Genomic DNA, 18,966 nt, shown 5'->3' with positions numbered 1-18,966 from the left:
GATGCCTCCTACCCCCGGAGTGGGGTTTCTCGGCCGGACGAGCGAGTGCCGGCGTCTCGACGAGATGCTCGCTCAGGCTCGTGACGGCCGGAGCGCGGTCCTGGTGATCCGCGGGGAAGCGGGCATCGGGAAGACCTCGCTGCTGCGGTACGCCGCCCGGCAGGCCGCGGGCCTGCGGGTGGTCGACGTCGCGGGCGTCCAAGCGGAGATGGAGCTCCCGGATTCGGGGATCCAGCGCCTGGTCGCGCCGTTGCTCGGCGCGCTCGGCGAGATCCCGGCGCCGCAGCGGAACGCGCTGCGGGTCGCCTCCGGGCTCGCCGCGGGTGACGCACCCGACCGGTTCCTGGTCGCCGTCGCGGTCCTCACCCTGCTCGCCGTGACGGCCGCGAGCCGTCCGGTGCTGTGCCTGGTGGACGACGTCCAGTGGCTCGACCCGCCGTCCCTGGGGGCGCTGGGCTTCGTCGCGCGCCGCCTCGGGGCGGACGCCGCGGCGATGATCTTCGCCTTGCGCGAGCCGTCGGCAACCCACGTGCTCGACGACCTCCCGCAGCTGCCGCTCGAAGGTCTGGAGGAGCCCGATGCGCGCGCCTTGCTCGCGCGGGTGGTGCCCGGTCGGCTCGACGACCGGGTCCGGGACCGGATCGTCGGCGAGACCCGCGGGAATCCGCTGGGCCTGCTGGAGCTTTCCCGGGGGATGAGCCGGTCGGAACGGGCCGGTGGGTTCCCGCCGCCCGGTACGGGCCACCTCACCGGTCGGGTGGAAGCGCGGTACCTGAAACGGGTGAACCGGTTGCCCAAGCCGACCCGGCACCTGGTCCTGGTGGCCGCGGCGGAGCCCCTCGGGGACGCCGCGTTGCTGTGGCGGGCGGCCGACCGGCTGTCGATCGAGCCGGGTGCGCTGGCACCCGCGACCGAAGCCGGGCTGCTGGAGATCGACGACCACGTCCGTTTCCGCCACCCGCTCGTGCGCTCGGCGGTGTACGGGGCCGCGTCCCCGGCCGAACGCCGGCACGTCCACGACGCGCTGGCGGAGGCCAGCGACCCCGAGCTGGCCGCCGACAGCCGCGCGTGGCACCGCGCGCTCGCGGCCGCCGAACCGGCCGAGTCCGTGGCGGCCGACCTGACCCGCTGCGCCGGACGCGCGCGGGACCGTGGCGGGCTCGCGGCCGCCGCGGCCTTCCTCGAGCGAGCGGCGGCCCTGACCCCCGACCCCGCCCGGCAGGCCGGACGGGCGCTGGCCGCCGCCGAAGCGAGCTTCCAGGCCGGGGAGTTCGAGGCGATGCAGCGGCTCCTGGCCACGGCACAAAGCGGAGTGCTGGACGGCTTCCAGCAGGCCCGGGCCGTGCTCCTGCGCGGCCACGCGGCCGCGGTGTCCCGCTACGGCAGAGAAGGGGCGACATTGCTGCTGGAGGCCGCACGCCGGTTGGAGCCGTTCGATCTCGGCCTCGCGCGCCGGGCGTACCTGACCGCGTGGAGCGCCGCCGTCACCGCGCACCACCTCGGCGGGGCGGGCGTTCTGGTCGAGCTTTCCCAGGCGATCCGGGCCCTCCCGCCGCTGCCGCCGGACCCGCATCCCCTCGATCTCGTGCTCGACGCCTACGCCGTGCTGATCACCGACGGACACGCGGACGCGATGCCCGTCCTGCGGCGTGCGGCCGAGGAAGTCATGCACCTGGCGACCGAAGACGTCGTGCGGTGGGGCTGGCAGGTCGGCGGAGTGCGGACCGCCATGTGGCATGACGACGCGATCGCGGTCTACGAACGGCAGGCCCGGCTCGTGCGCGAAGCGGGCGCACTCGCGGAGCTGCCGATTCACCTCCAGGCGCTGGCGCTGGAACGCGCGTGGCGGGGAGATCTGCCGGGTGCCGAGCGGCTCGTCGCCGAGGCGGAGAGCATCTCGAGGTCGACCGGCAACGAGGTGCCGCCGTTCGCCCTGCTCCGCATCCGGGCGCTCCAGGGCCGGGAAGCCGAGGCCGGCCCGTTGATCGACACAGTCGTCCGGGACGGGACCCGGCAGGGGCAGGGCATCGCCGTGATGACGGCCCAGTGGGCGGCCGCGGTGCTGAACAACGGTCTCGGGCGCTACGCGCAGGCCGCGGCGGCCGCCGGCGAGATCGTCCGCCACGGCATCCTGCCCTGGCTGTCGATGTGGGCGCGGTGCGAGCTGGTCGAGGCGGCCGCCGGCATGGGCGACTTCGACCTCGCGCGGGACGCGCTGGACGGCCTCGTCGCGACCACGAGCCCGGCCGGGACGCACTTGGCGCTCGGCATCGAGGCACGGTGCCGGGCACTTCTCGAAGGCGATGACGCCGAAGCGTCCTACACCATGGCGATCGACCAGCTCGCGCACAGCGGCAACCACACCGAGCTGGCCCGGGCACACCTGCTCTACGGAGCATGGTTGCGTGGCCGGGACCGGCTCCCGGCGGCACGCGAACGGTTGCGGGCGGCCGAAGAGATGTTCGCCGGGATCGGCATGGAGGCGTTCGCCGAACGCACTCGTGCCGAGCTGGCCGCCGCGGGGGCCCGGCCACGACTGCACCGGGCCGAGCCCCGCGCGGAGCTGACGTCGCAGGAGGAGCAGATCGCGCGGCTGGCCCGCGACGGGCTCACCAACGCCCAGATCGGCGCCGATTTCTTCCTGAGCCCCCGCACGGTCGAGTGGCACCTGAACCGGGTCTACGGGAAGCTCGGGATCGTCTCGCGCGACGGCCTCGATGTCGCCTTGCTGACGGAAGAACGGAAGATCCGCGTGCGGCCGGTCGGAGACTTTTCGCGAGGAGCCACGCCCGGTTAGGGTTTCCCCATGGTGGCCACGCGCGGGCCGGGGCTCGTGGGCCGCAGTGGCGAGCGCGAGTCGCTCGACGGGCTGCTGGCGAGGGTTCGCGCGGGGGAGAGCGCGGCGCTGGTCGTCCGCGGCGAGGCGGGCATCGGCAAGACCGCGCTCCTGCGCCACACCGCGCGTCAGGCGGCCGGGTTCCGGGTGGTGCAGCTCACCGGCTTCGAGGCCGAAATGGAACTGCCCTACGCGGGTGTGCACCAGCTCTGCACGGCGCTCCCGGACCGGATCGACACGCTCCCCGAACCGCAGCGGGAGGCCCTGACCACCGCGCTCGGGCTCGCCGACGGGCATCCGCCGGAACGCTTCCTGGTCGGGCTGGCCGTGCTCAGCCTGTTGTCCGCGGTCGCGGAAGAACGTCCGCTGCTGTGCCTCGTCGAGGACGCGCAATGGCTCGATGCCGCCTCGGCCCAGGTCCTCGGCCTCGTCGCGCGCCGCGTGCACGCCGAGTCGGTGGCGATCGTGGTGGCCCTGCGCGAGCCGGCTCGCGGGCTGGACTTCGGAGGACTGCCGGAACTGTTCTTGGACGGCCTGCCCGAACAAGACGCCGGCCGGCTGCTGGCGTCCGCCGTGACCGGCCGGCTCGACGACCGCGTCGCCGACCGGATCGTGGCCGAGACCCGCGGCAACCCGCTTGCGCTGCTCGAGCTCCCGGCGCGGATGAGCGCCGCCGAACTGGCCGGTTTCGAGCTGCCCGGTGCCGTCGAGCTCCCGGCACACCTCGAAGACCACTACGTCCGTCGGATCCGCGAGCTGCCCGCGGCGACGCAGCAGCTGATGCTGGTGGCAGCGGCCGAACCGCTCGGCGACCCACAGGTGGTGCTCCAGGCCGCCCGGAGCCTCGCGATCGACGCCGCCGCCGTCGAACCCGCCGAGTCCGCGGAGCTGCTCGCGATCGGCAAGCGTGTCCGGTTCCGCCATCCACTCGTCCGCTCGGCGGTGTACCGGGCCGCGCCGGAGGCCAGCCGGCAGCGGGTGCACGAAGTGCTCGCCGAAGTGAGCCGATCGGCCGCCGACGCCGACCGGCGCGCCTGGCACCGCGCGCTGGCGGCCGCCGGGCAGGACGAAGACGTCGCCGCCGAGCTCGAGCAGTCGGCCGGGCGCGCGCAGGCCCGTGGCGGGATCGCCGCCGCCGCTGCGTTCCTCCAGCGCGCTGTCACCCTGACCCCGGACCCCGCACGACGAGGTGAGCGCGCACTCGCGGCGGCGCACGCGAACATCGAAGCCGGCGCGTTCGGCGCGGCCCGCGGGCTGCTCGCCACCGCCGAGGCCGGACCGCTCGACGAGCTGCAGCTGGCGCGGGCCGACCTGCTCCGTGCGCAGCTGGCCTTCCTCTCCAGCCGCGGGACCGACGCGATCCCGCTCTTGCTGAAGGCGGCAGGCCGCCTCGAACGGCTGGACCTCCGGCTCGCGCTCGAGACCTACATCGACGCGTTTTCCGCGGCGCTGTTCGGCGCCCGGCTCGCCGGCTCGGACAGGCTGCGCGAGGTAGCCCGGGCCGCGCGGGCGGCACAGCAGTCAGGAGACGCTCCCACGACGGCGGACGTGCTGCTCGACGCGCTGACGGCACTCGCCGGCGACTACGCCGCGGCCGTCCCGCTCTGCCGGAAAGCGGTGGGGCGGCTGGCGAGCGACGAAGCATCGGCGAAGGAACGCATGCGCTGGCTGTGGCAGGGCAGCGTCATCGCCTTCGAGATCTGGGACGACGAACACGCGTCCTCCCTGTCCCGCTCCAGCGTCGAGACCGCCCGCGCGACGGGAACGCTCGGCGAGCTCGCGCTGGCGCTGAGCGCGCGCACGCCGGTGCTCGTGTTCTGCGGCGACCTCGGTGGCGCCGCGGCGACCGTCTCGGAAACGGCGTCGGTCGAGCAGGCGACCGGGATCCGCGCCGCGCCCTACGGAGCATTGATCCTCGCGGCGTGGCGGGGCCGGCACCAGGAAACCACGGATCTCGTCGAGCGGACGGACCGCGAAGCGGGCGCCCGTGGAGAAGGCATCGGACTGGCGATCAGCGCATACGCGCGGGCGGTGCTGTGCAACGGTCTCGCCCGGTACGAAGACGCGCTGGCCGCCGCCGTGGCCACCGTCGAACACCAAGAGGTGGTGGCCGAGAACTGGGGGCTGAGCGAGCTGGTCGAGGCCGCGGTGCGCTGCGGGGAGGCCGGACTGGCCACGAATGCGCTGAACCGGCTGGCCGGCAAGGCGGCGGCGACCGGAACCGACTGGGCACGCGGCATCGAGGCGCGCTCCCGAGCGCTGCTCACCGTGGGCGACGACGCCGAGAGCTGGTTCCGCACAGCGATCGAGCACCTGCGCCGGACGCGGGTCCGGGCCGAGCTGGCCCGGACCCGGCTGCTGTACGGCGAATGGCTGAGACGCGACGGCCGCCGCCTCGAAGCGCGCGTCGAGCTGGACCTCGCGCACGAGATGTTCGTGGGAATGGGCATGGAGGCGTTCGCGCGGCGCGCCACCGGCGAGCTCGCGGCGACCGGCCGGAACCGCCGGAGTGAGTCCGACCGGCCCGACGACCTGACCGCGCAGGAACGCCAGATCGCCGAACTCGCCCGCGACGGCCTTTCCAATCCCCAGATCGGTGCCCGGCTGTTCCTCAGCCCACGGACGATCGAATGGCACCTGCGTCACGTGTATTCGAAGCTGGGCATCCGGACCCGGCGAGAACTCCGAGATGCCCTCTAGCCGCGCGCTGCCTCGGTTGTACCGTCTCGAGCTCGCGCGTTGGGGGAGACCGCGTTGATGCTGTGGCGCGGCGTCGGTGATCAAGCGCTCCGTCAGCAGGCCGGCTGCACCGCCGAACGGGCTGGGCCCGGATTTTCCGGGCCCAGTAACCGAATCAGCGCATTTCCTTCGCCGCCTGTTCGATCAGTCGGGTGGTGATGACGGGCTGGGACAGGAGCACCGCGTGGGAGGCGCCCCGGGCGATCACCACGGTCCCGTGCGCGCGCCCGGCCATGAATTCCTGCGCCGCGGGCGGGATGTTGACGTCCGCGGTCGGGATCAGGAAGTACGACCGGATCGAGCGCCAGGCCGGTGCACCGGACGGTTCACCGAACACCACCGCGTTGACCGGGCGCTGGGCGACGGCGGCGAGCTGCGCGTCACGCAGCGGTGCGTCGGCCGCGAACTGCCGGGGGAACAGGTCCTGGCGCACGCTCAGGTCCACGGTGCCGTCGGCGAGGGGAATCTGTTCCAGCGCCGCGCCCAGGGTGCTGCCGGGGAACTTCGCCTGGATGTCGTTGGCGGATTCGCCCTGGTCGGGAGCAAAGGCGGCGACGTAGACCAGCGCCTTGACGTTCGGGTTGCCCTGCACGGCGTTGGTGATGACCGAGCCGCCGTAGGAGTGGCCGACCAGCACGATCGGCCCGGGGACGGACTTCAGCACTGCGCTGACATAGGCGGCGTCGGTGTTCAAGTCCCGCAACGGGTTGGCTGCGGAAGTCACCGGGTAGCCGTCGTGCTGGAGCTTGGCGACCACGCCGTTCCAGCTGGACGAGTCGGCGAAAGCGCCGTGCACCAGCACGACAGTCGGTCTTGCTTTGTCATCGCCGTTCGCGGTGGTATTCGACGCGGTGGCGGCAGGGACGCCACCGAGCGCCAAGGCCAGGCTGGCGGCGGCGACGAGCGCGCGACGTGAAATGGACATTTCAGGCATCTCCTTGGGGTTCAAGCGGTCAAGGCGTGTTGGGTCGCGGTGCGGACGAGAGACCAGCGCGGGTCGTCGTCGCTCCAGTGGTTGACCAGGGCGTCGACGGCAAGCTGGTGCACGACGGGGTCGAGCACGCCGTGTTCGGTCGCCGTCTCGAGCAGCTGTAGGTAGGTGGTGATCGACGCGATCGGGAGCGCCGCGGCCGTGGGCGTCACCGAGGCGGCGACGTCCCGCATGTCGACCAGGACGAAGACACCGGCGACGATCGCCCCCTCGCCGCGCAACTCGGTGGCGAAAGCCTCGATCGCGGTGCCCTGCGACACGGCGTCGTCGACGAGCAGCACCCTCCGGCCTTTCACCGCCGCGCCGCGGACGCGCGGTTCGTGGTCTTCATGTCCCACGTAACCGGGCTTGCGCACGAACGCGAACGGCAGTCCACCGGCCAGTGAGACCGCACTGGCCAGCGGGATGCCGCCGGTCTCGGCGCCGACGATGACATCCGCGCCCAGCCGGTGGGCGAACCTCGCGCCCGGTTTGGCGAGGGAGTGGAGCAGCCGGGGATCCGCGTAGGCGTTCTCCACCGACAGCGGGTGCAGGGGCAGCCGGGTGGTCATGTCCCAGGACGAGATCCCGGGGCGGACCAGGCCCGGCACAGTGGCGAGCCGGGTGGCGAGGTCGTGGGTGCGCATCGGACGTCTCCCACATAGGTCAGTGCACGTGCTTCGGGTGACTGCGGGCTTCGACGGCCTTCACGGTCTTGCTCAGCGCACCGCCCAGGACGCGCCTGCCGGCGACCGCGAGCAGTGCGCCGAGCACGTACCCCTTGAAATTCTTGCCGTCGCGGACGACGACGGCGTCGATCTCGGTGGTGCCGTCGGGGCGCTGCGTGATGGTGTAGGTGTGGCCGGAGGCGCCGCCCCAGAGGTTCGAGTCGGTGGTCTTCATCTCGACCCGACGGGGATCGGACCAGTCGTAGTGGAGGCGTTCCCAGACCCCGCCCGAGCCCTCGGTGACGTCGGCGTAGGTGTCGCCGCGGTGGTGGACCTGCAGGTACTCGTCGGCGCTGTTGCCGAAGAGCTCCGCCCGGCCCGGGCCGAAGTCGGTCAGCGCGGCGAGGAACTGCTCGGGGGTCGCGGTGGTGGTGACGGTGAAGTGGATGGTGGACACGGTGTCCTCCTTCGAGGGGGTTTCTGTAGTGCCCCTTCACCGTCGCTCCGAAGGACACCTGTTCGCCCCAGGGGAAGTCCCTGGGTGCTCCCTGGCGTGCTCCCCGGGCCTGCTCTTGAGTGCCGCGCGGGGCCGGCGGCTCGAGCTCGTTGACGAAGTCCGACCTGCCGTGACGCCGTAGCGTCAGCAGGCTGCGCCGGATTCGCCCTGTTCCTCGACGGCATGAGTGCCGGCTTGACGTCGCCGCCCGCTCGTTCGAGCCTGTGAACACCCTGGCCGGTCCCTGGTGATGTATCGACCAGGGGGTCTCACGGGCGCGATCCGCGTGTGGACATCGCCACGCTGACGGGCGTACCGGATTCCCTCGTGAAAGGCAGGGTGCGACATGACCGCGCTCGAGCAGCAAGCCGACCATGCGATCCGACCGTTCGCCGTACGCTTCCGCCGGGAGGCGCTCGACCAGCTGCGCCGTCGCCTGGAAGCGACGCGCTGGCCGACCCGGGAACTGGTCGGCGACCGCTCGCAAGGGGTGCAGCTGGCCACGATGCGAGCTCTGCACCGTTACTGGGAGGACGAGTACGACCTGCGGCGAGTCGAATCCCGGCTCAACGCGCTGCCACAGTTCACGACCGAGATCGACGGCGTGAAGATCCACTTCGTGCACGTCAAGTCCCAGCACCGGGACGCGCTGCCGCTGATCATGACCCATGGCTGGCCGGGGTCGGTCATCGAGATGCTCGACTCCGTCGGCCCGCTGACCGACCCGACCGCGCACGGCGGCGCCGCAACGGATGCGTTCCACCTCGTGCTGCCGTCCCTGCCCGGGTACGGCTTCTCGGCGGAGCCGGCCGAGGTCGGCTGGGACCTCGTACGCACCGCTCGAGCGTGGGCCGAGCTGATGCGCCGGCTCGGCTACGACCGCTACGTCGCCCAGGGCGGCGACGTCGGGGCCGGCATCACCGATGCGATCGGACGACTGGGCCCGCAGGGGCTGGCCGGCATCCACACCAACCTGCTCGTGCCCGCGCTCAACGACCCTTCGTCGCTGCCGAACGGCACCGAGGAGGAACGCGCAGCGCTCGCCGCGATCAAGGAATTCCAGACCACCGGCAACGGCTACTTCGTGGAGATGGCCACCCGGCCGCAGACCATCGGGTACGCGCTGCTTGACTCACCGTCCGCGCTCGCCGCCTGGATGATCGACCACGACACCGACGCCTACTACAAGATCGCCGGCGCGTTCGTCGACGGCAAGCCGTCCGGCAACCTCACCCGCGACCACGTCCTCGACAACGTCACCGCCTACTGGCTGACCGGCACCGGCGCATCCACCGCCCGAAGCTATTGGGAGGCATACGGAGCCGATGCTCCCACCGCGGGCCGCCCACCACTTCCGGCGCCGCGGGTTCCGGTCGGCTTCAGCACGTTCCCCGGCGAGATCTGGCGGACTCCGCGCAGCTGGGCCGAAGCGTCGTACCCCACGCTCAGCTATTTCGGGGTCGCCGCACGGGGCGGTCACTTCGCCGCCTGGGAAGAGCCGGAGCTGTTCGCAGCCGAGGTTCGAGCCGCGTTCCGAGCACTGCGCTAGGAGGGGAAATCCATGTTCGAACCCACAAGACGGCAACTGCTGCAGGGCGGAATCGCCGCCGGCCTCACCGTCGCGGTGACGAGTGCGCTCGGCGACCCCCCGGCGTACGCGTCGGGAACCGGGATCCATCCGTTCCGGGTCGCGGTCCCGCGCCGGCAGTTGGCCGATCTGCGCGACCGGGTCGCCGCGACGCGCTGGCCGTCACGAGAACTCGTCGCCGACCGCACGCAGGGCGTGCAACTGGCGGCCGCGCAAGCACTCGCCCACTTCTGGACCACCCGATACGACTGGCGGCGCTTCGAGGCGAAGATCAACGCGCTCCCGCAGTTCATGACCGAGATCGACGGCGTCGACATCCACTTCGTCCATGTGCGCTCACGGCACACCGGTGCGTTGCCGCTCATCATGACCCACGGCTGGCCAGGCTCCGTCGTGGAGCTGCTCGAGACCGTCGGGCCGCTCACGAATCCGACCGCGTACGGCGGCACCGCTGCCGACGCGTTCGACCTCGTGCTGCCGTCGATTCCCGGCTACGGCTTCTCCGGCCAGCCGACCGGGCTCGGCTGGGACACGAGCCGGACCGCGCGCGCCTGGGCCGAGCTGATGCGCCGCCTCGGCTACCCCCGTTACGTCGCCCAGGGCGGCGACGTCGGTGCCGCCGTCACCGACGCTCTGGGGCGGCTGGCACCCGCCGGGCTCCTCGGCATCCACCTGAACTTGCTGGTCACAGCGTTGCGCAGCACCGCTGGCCTGCCAAAGAACACCGAGGAGGAGAAGGCCGCGGACGCCGCGCTCGAAGTGTTCGGCGCCACCGGTGGCGGCTACCTGGTCGAGCAGTCCACCCGGCCCGAAACGATCGGCTACGCGCTGCTGGATTCTCCCGTCGCCCTGGCGGCGTGGATGCTCGACCACGACACCGACAGCTATCGCAAGATCGCCCGCGTCTTCCTGGGCGAGGCGTCGTCGGGCAACCTCACCCGGGAGCACATCCTCGACAACATCACGTTGTACTGGCTCACCGGCACCGGTGTCTCGGCCGCCCGCGGGTATTGGGAAGGCATGCACGCCGGAGGCGGAGGCCGGATCCCGCCGCCGGTGACCGTGCCGGTCGCGTTCAGCGCCTTCCCGGGCGAGATCTTCCAGGCTCCGCGCAGCTGGGCGCAGTCCTCGTACCCGACGCTCTCCTATTACCACCCGCCGGACCGGGGCGGGCACTTCGCCGCTTGGGAGGAGCCCGGGCTGTTCAGCGCCGAGCTCCGCGCCGCCTTCCGCTCTCTGCGCTGAGGAGAACCAGCCCGGCGCGGCCGCGTGCGCGTCAGTCCTTGATCGTGTCGCGGCCGCGCCGGACCGGCACGGGGGTCAGCCCGGTAAGCCACCCTCGCGCCCCGATACCCGGACATCGCCACGCTGACCGCGATGATCGCCACCCCGTGCTGGAAGACCGCAGCCGGCCACCGTCGCAGGTGGCCGACTGACACCCGCCCCGACATCACCGACTTCCTCATCGAACTCGCCGGCCGCATCCACCACTCCGCCCCGGAGAACTTCGCGGCCACCCCGGCGCGATCGGTTTATGGAGTCTCACGCTTCGCAACTTCCATCCCGACCGCGACCGCCTCGATCTGGAGGGGCCCATCGACATCAACCTGCACCTCCGCCGACGAGCTCTGAAACGCCTCGATGTGTCCAACGGGCTGGTAGCTGACAACAGCGCGGACTACGTGTGCCACCGCACCGACAAGGAGGCGGCGGGCACTTGCCGTGAGCCGGTGTACGGCGTCGCCGAGCAGCACCTCAAGAAGCCGACAAAGAGTGACCGTTCGGCCGATGTCCGCCGGCCCGGAAAGGGGAATGGGCCCGGCTGATCACATGGTCGCACTTCCGGTGAGAACAGTGGATCCGCCGGGAAGAATTGGCCGTCTGCTGGTGACTTCCCGCACGCGGCGACCGAAAGGGCGTGGCCGTCGGCGGGCGAGCGGCGCCACGGGTACGACCGAGGAACAGGCGTGCTGGACGCCTCCGGGTCCGCGGGAAGGGCTGCGCCCCCCTGATCGCACATCCATGATTGGATCGGCCACTTCCCTTTCGGGCCTGAGCGGCGGACCGCAGGCCCGACCAGCCCAGCCTGGAGTACCTTCGCAAGCAGGCCATAGACTTGCTTCGCGACGTGCGTGCCGCGGAAGCCCGGGCCGCGGCGCTGGTGACCGAACACCCGGACAAAGCAGCCGCCATCAGCACGTTCACCCTGGACGCCGCCCGGCTGTCGCGGGCCTGGCCTCAACCGCCAGCCGCGTCGCCTGCTCCCGCAACTCCTCCGGTACTTCCGTGGTGCCGCCATGACTACGAATCCTCCGGGTGTTCGATGTCTCCATCAAACCCGGGGCGGGACACCCTGCCGCCGATCTCGGCTTCCACTGCCCGCACGACCGCGCCTTCCCGCCCGCGTACCGCTGCTCGGAAGGTCTCGATCCCGGCCCGCTTGCGGGCCGAATGCCATGCATTCGCCTCGGCCCACCGTGTGCTCACCACCTGCCGCAGCACGGATAGCCGACAAGACCCTCGAAGTCCGGTGGGCTGAATCTGCTCAGCTCAGTCATGCCCGGCGGTTCGGAGGGCGCGGTGAGCGAAGGCCGGGCCGGCAATGTCCGCCACCACCACAGCCATCCTGCGGCCAACACGCCGCCCGAGGCCAGGGACCGCTCGGGCAACGGGACCACGTCCGCCGGGCCGGTCACGAGCTCGTCCGCAGGCACCTCGATCCGCTCCGCAGCGCGGATCCATAGTGCCCCACTCCAACTGTTGATCCCACTGGTCGATGCCGATCGACCACGATGCCCCTCCGGCAGAACGCATGGCAACCCCCGGTCGAACCGCAGCTACAACGAACGTGCGCTTCTGCCGCGGGTAGCGGTCCCGGCTGGGCGTGGCGGGCACACTGGAGACGTGCTGGGCCGTGGTGGGATTACCGACGTGGGCATTGCGGATCACACTTGATCCGGCGCGTCGGGAATGGCATCACGCGCGTCCTGGCTGATGGCCTGAGAGGCCCACATCAGGGGGTACATGACCATGTCGTACGACTCCACGCCAGACACTCTTCGGCATAGCCTGCGAGTCGCCGAGCTGATGGGCGAGCTGATCAAGGAGCTGCTTGACCGGTCGGTCCGGCACGACCTGAGCAAGACCCGCGAGCCGGAGCGGGCCGTCTACGACGAGGTCGTGCCGCGACTGCGGGCGGCGACCTACGGCAGCGCGGAGTACCGGGCCGTGGTCGAGGCGATGGGGGAGGGGCTGCGACACCATTACGCGCACAACCGTCATCACCCGGAGCACTTTGCCGACGGGATCAACGGCATGACCCTGGTCGACCTGCTCGAGATGCTGGCGGACTGGAAGGCGGCCACCGAACGCACCACTTTGCGTGGTGACCTCGCGGACAGCCTGACGATCAACCGCGAACGGTTCGGCATCGCACCACAGCTGATGGACATCCTGGCGAACACCGCTCGCCACTTCGGGTGGCTGGCCGCGGAGCCGGACCGAAACGCAGCGCCCTGACACGGGCGTGGCCACCGAGATCGACAGTAGCCACATCATCGACGAGGCGTCCGACGAAGCGTTCCTTGCTGACTGTGACGTCGATCGTGAGCGTGTGGCCGGCCCGTCGAACCGGCTGAACGAACGGCGACCGAGCGCTTCGGGCAGGCACCGTAGCCCGATGAGCAACTCCCCGGACACGGTCGCTGTCGCCCTGGCGAAGTCGCCGCTCACCTGCCGGAGTTCGTCCGCCAGTTCCCGGACCGCGTCGCTGGGCCCGGTGTCGGTGACAACCTCGAAGTCACCGTCCGCACTCCCTCGGTACTGACCGCAGGCGGCTGGCCTGCGCGGCAGCCTTGCCCGGCTGCTCGACAAGGTGGTCCAGCTGGTGACGACCCTCCTGCTCCTACCCGGTAGGTGGGCTTGCACGAAAGCGGCGGGCTGGTGGATCTGTTCGGCGCGGGAAATGATCAGTCACCGGAACGCGGAGCGACCGCTTCGTCGGTGATCGCGCCTTTCGCCCGGTCGAGATTGTTGCCGAGCCGAGTCAGCAGGTCCTTCAGGGTTGCGACCTCGGCGGGGGTGAATCCCGCGACGGCCCGCTTGTCGAGGGCGGCGAGCCGGTCGTGCGCGTTGGCCACCCGCGCGTCGGTTCCGGGCGCCAGGGTGATCGTCTGGCTGCGCGCATCGCGGGGGTGGGGTGCACGGTGGATGAGCCCGTCGCGGTCCATCCGGCTGAGCAACTGGGCCATGGAGGGCTGCTCGATGCCGGTGGCTTCGGCCAGGTCCTTCTGGGTCGGCTCCGCACCCTCTCGCAGCAGCGCGAGCACGGGCACCTGGGCGTAGCGCAGGCCGAGAGGTTTGAGTGCGATGTCTCCGACGCGTGCGAGTGCGCGGGACGCGCGGTTGATCAACTGGGCCAGACTGGGTGCGGTGATCGCGTCCATATCATCCTTTACATAGGATCCTATGAAGTGTTACATAGGAGCCTATGAACTCTAACTCCGCGGTAGCGGAAGCCCAAGTCGTCATTTCCGGCGCCGGTCCGACCGGCCTCATGCTGGCCGCCGAGTTGCGGCTCGGAGGCGTCGACGTCGTCGTGGTGGAGCGGCGCGCGGCCGGCACCGTCGGCGAGTCACGCGCACCCGGCATCAACGCCCGCAGCATGGAGGTGTTCACCCAGCGCGGTCTGGGCGAGGAGTTCCTCAATCGCGGCAAGGTCCTGCCGGGAGTGCTGTTCTCCGGAATCCCGATGGCCCCCCACGCTCTCGATCCCGGCTGGCCGTCCGCGCTGATCCTGCCGCAGCACGAGACCGAGCGGATCCTGGCGGCCCGGGCTGTCGAACTCGGTGTCCGGTTCCTGTGGTCCACCGCCGTGGTGGACCTGAACCAGGACGACGACGGGGTGGAGGTGTTTGTCGAGGGGCCCTCGGGCCCGGCCGGGATCCGTGCCGGCTATCTCGTCGGCTGCGACGGCGGCCACAGCACGGTGCGGCGGATCTGCGAAGTTCCGTTCCCGGGGGACGAGCCCGAGTCATTCTGGGTGGTCGGCGATGTGCGGCTGGATTCCCCGCCCGACGGCAACGGAGTCTTCGGCCGCAACGAGCGGATCGGCACCTACCAGATATCGCGGGCCGAGCCGGGGTGGTTCCGCCTGAGCCTGATGCGGACCACCCCGCCGGCCGATCGCACCGCGCCGGTCACCCTGGACGAACTGCGCGAGGTCATGCGCGACGGCCTGGGCACCGATTACGGCCTGGGCGAGGCACGGTGGATGTCCCGATTCTCCGACGGATTCCGCCAGATCACCGACTACCGTCAGGGCCGGGTCTTCCTGGCCGGCGATGCCGGGCACATCCATTCGCCGATCGGCGGGCAGGGCTTGAACCTCGGGATCCAGGACGCGGTGAACCTGGGCTGGAAGCTGGCCGCCGTGCTGAACGGCGCGGCACCCGACTCACTGCTCGACACCTATCACCAGGAGCGTCACCCGATCGCGGCCACCGTGCTGCAACTGACCAAGGCGCAGACGGCGTTGATCAAACCGGGAGCTCAGACGGACGCGCTGCGCGGTGTCGTGGCGGACATGCTCGCGGTGCCCGAGACTTGCCTGCGGCTCAGCGGGATTCTCAGCGGACTGAATCTGCGCTACCCGCTCGGCGACACGCACCCCCTGCTCGGCCGTCGCATGCCCGATCTGGCTCTGTCCACCGGTCAAGGCAGGACCGGGGTATTCGGCCTGCTGCGCCAGGCACGTCCGGTACTGATCAACCTCGGCGCCGACGGGTTGACCGGCATCCCAGCCCCGTGGGCGGACCGCGTGGACTACGTCGAGGCCCGACTCGAACCCTTCTCGAGCAGTTGGGATCTGCCCGTCTTCGGCGAGGTCCCCGCCTGCAACGCGGTGTTCGTCAGGCCTGACGGCTATGTCGCATGGGTCAACCCCGCCGGCGCACCCGTGGCCCACGACACCTTGACCACCACCCTCGGCCGATGGCTGGGCGCGGCCGGCACCGCCGTGCTCGGCCGTACCTGAGCAGCACCGGACCGACACGAGGCCCGGGGCACCCGACCCCGAGCCGCACCGGACCCGGAGGGTTGGTCAAGACGTTGCCGGAAGCGTTGGCGCCATGGCGCAAACCCCTCGCGACACACAATCCGGGCCAGATCGTGCTGGACCTGGCGATCGGATCGCGGCCGGGGGACTTTGCCGTGGATGTGTCGGTGCTGCGTGTCCAGCTGGTGGGCCAGGCCATGGCCGGTGGGCTGCAGCGGGGGCCTCCGCCGGTCAGCGGTGTTCTCGTCGCGATTGTCTGTGTACACACGAGGGGTGAGCGGTATGACGCCCCTTGAGCCCGTCACCTATCCGTTCGGCTCGGCAGTGGGACTTGAGCTCGATCCGGCTTACGCGAAGGCGCGTGAAGCGCCGGGTATGGTTCGGATTCAGCTGCCTTACGGTGAACCGGCGTGGCTTGCTCTCCGCTACGACGATGTGCGGATGGTGCTGGGGGACAGGCGGTTCAGCCGGGCCATGGCCGTGGCGGCCGATGTGCCGAGGATGACGCCGGGCAAGCTGGACAGCGGGATCATCGTGCGGGATCCGCCGGAGCACACCCGGCTGCGCAAACTGGTGGCCAAGGCGTTCACCCACCGCCGGGTGGAGCAGTTGCGAGTGCGGATCCGGTTGCAGGCCGAGCAGCTCGTGGACGCGATGGTGGCCCGCGGCATGCCGGTGGACCTGGTGGAGCATTTCGCGTTGTCACTGCCGGTCGCGGTGATCTGCGAGCTGATCGGCGTGCCGCCGGCCGACCGGCCGCAGTTCCGGTCGTGGAGTGACGCCTTTCTGTCCACGAACTCCACTACCGCCCGGCAGTTCGAGACCAACCGGGCCGGGTTCCGGGAGTACATGAGCGGGCTCATCGCCGCGCGGCGGGCGGTGCCCGCCGAGGATCTGATGACCGCGTTGATCGAGGCTCGTGACGAGCACGACCGGCTTTCCGAGCTGGAGCTGATCGACATGTGCAACGGGCTGCTGGTCGCCGGGCACGAGACCACCGCGTCGCAGATCCCCAACTTCGTCCACGTCCTGCTGGCGCATCCCGAACGGTTGGCCGAGTTGCGCGCCGACCTCGAGCTGGTGCCCGTGGCTGTCGAGGAGCTGATGCGGCTCGTGCCGTTGAGCTACGGGCCTGGTTTCCCCCGCTACGCCACGCAGGACGTCGAGGTGGGTGGGGTGCTGGTGCGTGCGGGGGAGCCCGTTGTGGTCGATTTCGCTTCGGCCAACCGGGATCCTCGGCGGTTCGCGGATCCCGACGTGCTGCGTTTCGACCGGCGAGACAACCCGCATCTGGGCTTCGGGCACGGCGTGCACCACTGCCTGGGTGCGCAGCTGGCCCGGGTCGAGTTGCAGGAGGGCCTGCGTGCGCTGATCGGCAAGCTGCCCGGTCTGCGCGTCGCGGGGAAGGTCGTGTGGAAGGTCGAGATGCCGGTCCGGGGTGCGCGCGTGCTGCCGATCGGGTGGTGACCGGTCACGCTGGGCATGCGGTCGCCGGGGATCTCGCTGGTTGTCAGGCGTGCCGGGTGGCTGTCATAATCGTGTCGTCCGCCGTCATGAAACCGTGAAGGGAATGATGACGGGTGGGCCTGGTGCGTCGCTTTCTCGTTGGGCTGTTGGCTGTTGTGCTGGTGATGCTGTTTCCGGCGTCCGCTCAGGCCGCGACGATCTGGAACGGTGACGCGGGGAGCGGGCTGGGTGTGTTCGGCAGCTTGAACTGTGATTCGCCGGGCAGCGTCACCGCGGTCGACGACGCCACTCATGGCAAGGTCTGGCGGTACAGCAAACCCAGTGGCAGCAAGCGGTGTGAGAACCACGGCATCGCCGTCGGCGGCAAACGGTACCAGTTCCAGAACGGCTCGACCTATTATTTCGGCTGGCAGAGCAAGCTGTCCAGCACGGTGGACAACAACGCCAACTTCCAGTGGAAGTCCTACGGCAACCACATCCAGAACTTCCCGGTGGTGTTGAAGATGATCGGCGGGAAGATGTCCATCCTGCAGCGCCAGCCAGGCGGTGTGGAGCACATCATCTGGTCCCGGGCGATCACGGCGAACTCCTGGCACAGCTATGTGCTCGGCCTGCACCTGTCCAGCGCCACCACCGGCGGCTGGGTCGAGTTCTGGTTCGATGGTCAGCAACAGGCTTTCACCGACGGCACTCAGCGGTGGGCGTGCCGGACCTGGGACAGCAGCAACGAACCCAAGTGGGGTGTGTACGGCGCGAGCGGCAGTTCGGTGACCAACTACGTCGGCGCGCTCAAGGTCGGCTCCAGCTACGCCGACGTAGCACCCTGACCGACAGCTCACCCGGGGGGCCTGGAAGGGCTACGGCCCGCGTGCGGTGAGGGGTGAATCGTTATCGATCCCGGTCGTTTCGGCCGATACGTTGAGGTTTGGGCCGAACGGCAGTCGAGGAGGGCTCATGGTGTCGGTGGATTATCCGTTCGACACCCGTGCCGGTGCCGACGTCGACCTGGAGGGACTGCGTCTGCTGGAGAAGGCTCCGCTGGCTCGTGCGCGGCTGGACGGCGGGCAGGATGTGTGGCTTGCGCTGGGGTATCAGGTGGTGCGCCAGGTGCTGTCGGATCCGGGGTTCGGCCGGGAGGCCGCGACCCGGCCGGGTGGCCCGGTGACCAATCCGGCGGGGGCCAATCCCGAACTGCTGGTGAGCATGGATCCGCCGCGGCACACCAGGGTCCGGGCGCTGGTTGCGAAGGCGTTCAGCCCGCGCACGGTGGAGCGGCTCGGGCCGCGGGTCGGGGAGATGGTGGACGGGTTGCTCGATGAGCTGGCCGTACAGCCCAGGCCGGCGGACCTGGTGCGGCTTTTGGCCGAGCCGCTGCCGATCTTGGTGATCTGCGAGTTGCTCGGTGTCCCGGACGCCGACCGCGCCCGGATCCGGGAGTGGGCGGGCGTGCTGATCGCCGAGACCGCGCATACGGGCGAGGAGATCGCCGCGGCGATCGGGCAGGTTGACGGTTACCTCGGCGAGTTGATCGCGCAACGGCGGGAGAACCCGGACGCTGCGCTGATCTCGGCGTTGATCGCGGTCAACGACGAGGCCGGGCACCTGTCGCCGTCGGAGCTGGTGTCCAACGTGCAGCTGTTGCTGATCGCGGGGCACGAGACCACGGTCAGCCAGATCGGCAACTCGCTCGTCACCTTGTTCGGCCACCCCGATCAGCTGAAGCTGCTGCGCGAGCGGCCCGAGCTCCTTCCCGGTGCGGTGGAGGAGCTGTTGCGGCATTCGAAGCTGACCACCTCGACCTTGCCCCGGGTCGCCGTGCGGGACGTCATGGTGGGTGACACGCTCGTCCGCGCCGGTGAGGCGGTGATCCCGGTGATCGCGGTGGCCAACCGGGATCCCGCGGCGTTTCCCGAGCCGCACCGCTTTGACATCAGCAGAACCGGCCCGGCACCCCACGTCGGTCTCGGGCACGGACCGCACTATTGCCTCGGCGCCCAGCTGGCGAAGCTCGAGCTCCACGTCGCGATCGGCGGGTTGCTGTCCCGGTTCCCGGCGGTGTGGCCCGCGGTCGACCTCGACGAGCTGGATTGGAAGCCGGGCTTGTCGACGCGATCAGTGCGGGCCTTGCCGGTCACCTGGTGAGGGGC

At 70.5% G+C, this 18,966-nt stretch carries 13 protein-coding genes; 9 read left to right on the top strand and 4 right to left on the bottom strand.

All coding sequences use genetic code 11. The annotated features are described in order from the left end of the window. The first annotated feature begins 1 nt into the window (after nt 1). Both ISP_RS28795 and ISP_RS28790 read left to right on the top strand, forming a co-directional pair. Nucleotides 2–2,797 carry a helix-turn-helix transcriptional regulator gene (locus ISP_RS28795; RefSeq protein WP_230468414.1) on the top strand — a complete coding sequence of 932 codons (2,796 nt, stop codon included), beginning with the start codon at nt 2–4 and terminating at the stop codon, nt 2,795–2,797. Nucleotides 2,798–2,806: 9 nt separating this feature from the next. Continuing rightward, entirely contained in the window at nt 2,807–5,536 is a 2,730-nt protein-coding gene (locus ISP_RS28790) for an ATP-binding protein (RefSeq protein WP_013227451.1), read from the top strand. Nucleotides 5,537–5,690: 154 nt separating this feature from the next. Here ISP_RS28790 and ISP_RS28785 read toward each other — a convergent pair whose 3' ends face one another. From ISP_RS28785 to ISP_RS28775, 3 genes are all read right to left on the bottom strand, one after another. Further along, on the bottom strand, nt 5,691–6,377 hold the full coding sequence (locus tag ISP_RS28785) for an alpha/beta fold hydrolase (protein WP_013227450.1): 687 nt from the start codon (nt 6,375–6,377) through the stop codon (nt 5,691–5,693). 143 nt (nt 6,378–6,520) lie between these two features. Next, complete coding sequence (locus ISP_RS28780) at nt 6,521–7,192, bottom strand: orotate phosphoribosyltransferase (protein ID WP_014467311.1); 672 nt, start codon at nt 7,190–7,192, stop codon at nt 6,521–6,523. A 19-nt stretch (nt 7,193–7,211) separates the two neighbouring features. Next, nucleotides 7,212–7,670, bottom strand: a complete 459-nt coding sequence (locus tag ISP_RS28775; RefSeq protein ID WP_013227448.1) for a hypothetical protein — start codon at nt 7,668–7,670, stop codon at nt 7,212–7,214. Between the two features lie 385 nt (nt 7,671–8,055). Here ISP_RS28775 and ISP_RS28770 point away from each other — a divergent pair, with 385 nt between their 5' ends. From ISP_RS28770 to ISP_RS28760, 3 genes are all read left to right on the top strand, one after another. Then, nucleotides 8,056–9,258 carry an epoxide hydrolase family protein gene (locus ISP_RS28770; RefSeq protein ID WP_013227447.1) on the top strand — a complete coding sequence of 401 codons (1,203 nt, stop codon included), beginning with the start codon at nt 8,056–8,058 and terminating at the stop codon, nt 9,256–9,258. Nucleotides 9,259–9,270: 12 nt separating this feature from the next. Then, nucleotides 9,271–10,542 carry an epoxide hydrolase family protein gene (locus tag ISP_RS28765; RefSeq protein WP_013227446.1) on the top strand — a complete coding sequence of 424 codons (1,272 nt, stop codon included), beginning with the start codon at nt 9,271–9,273 and terminating at the stop codon, nt 10,540–10,542. Between the two features lie 1,779 nt (nt 10,543–12,321). Continuing rightward, nucleotides 12,322–12,816 carry a DUF5662 family protein gene (locus tag ISP_RS28760; RefSeq protein ID WP_230468413.1) on the top strand — a complete coding sequence of 165 codons (495 nt, stop codon included), beginning with the start codon at nt 12,322–12,324 and terminating at the stop codon, nt 12,814–12,816. Nucleotides 12,817–13,265: 449 nt separating this feature from the next. Here ISP_RS28760 and ISP_RS28755 read toward each other — a convergent pair whose 3' ends face one another. Then, nucleotides 13,266–13,742: a MarR family winged helix-turn-helix transcriptional regulator gene (locus ISP_RS28755; protein ID WP_013227444.1), complete on the bottom strand. Its 477-nt coding sequence runs from the start codon at nt 13,740–13,742 to the stop codon at nt 13,266–13,268. A 44-nt stretch (nt 13,743–13,786) separates the two neighbouring features. Here ISP_RS28755 and ISP_RS28750 point away from each other — a divergent pair, with 44 nt between their 5' ends. The 4 genes from ISP_RS28750 to ISP_RS28735 all read left to right on the top strand — a co-directional run bounded on the left by ISP_RS28750 (nt 13,787) and on the right by ISP_RS28735 (nt 18,961). Further along, entirely contained in the window at nt 13,787–15,331 is a 1,545-nt protein-coding gene (locus ISP_RS28750; RefSeq protein ID WP_013227443.1) for an FAD-dependent monooxygenase, read from the top strand. Nucleotides 15,332–15,634: 303 nt separating this feature from the next. Beyond that, nucleotides 15,635–16,819: a cytochrome P450 gene (locus ISP_RS28745; RefSeq protein ID WP_034285235.1), complete on the top strand. Its 1,185-nt coding sequence runs from the start codon at nt 15,635–15,637 to the stop codon at nt 16,817–16,819. Nucleotides 16,820–16,932: 113 nt separating this feature from the next. After that, nucleotides 16,933–17,646: a heparin lyase I family protein gene (locus tag ISP_RS28740; protein ID WP_230468412.1), complete on the top strand. Its 714-nt coding sequence runs from the start codon at nt 16,933–16,935 to the stop codon at nt 17,644–17,646. 127 nt (nt 17,647–17,773) lie between these two features. Then, complete coding sequence (locus tag ISP_RS28735) at nt 17,774–18,961, top strand: cytochrome P450 (protein ID WP_013227439.1); 1,188 nt, start codon at nt 17,774–17,776, stop codon at nt 18,959–18,961. The last annotated feature ends 5 nt before the right edge of the window (nt 18,962–18,966 follow it).

It is taken from the genome of Amycolatopsis mediterranei (assembly GCF_026017845.1).
GTDB classification, from domain to species: domain Bacteria; phylum Actinomycetota; class Actinomycetes; order Mycobacteriales; family Pseudonocardiaceae; genus Amycolatopsis; species Amycolatopsis mediterranei.
The sequence above is the reverse complement of the archived record's forward strand: the minus strand, read 5'-3'. Positions and strand labels throughout refer to the sequence as shown.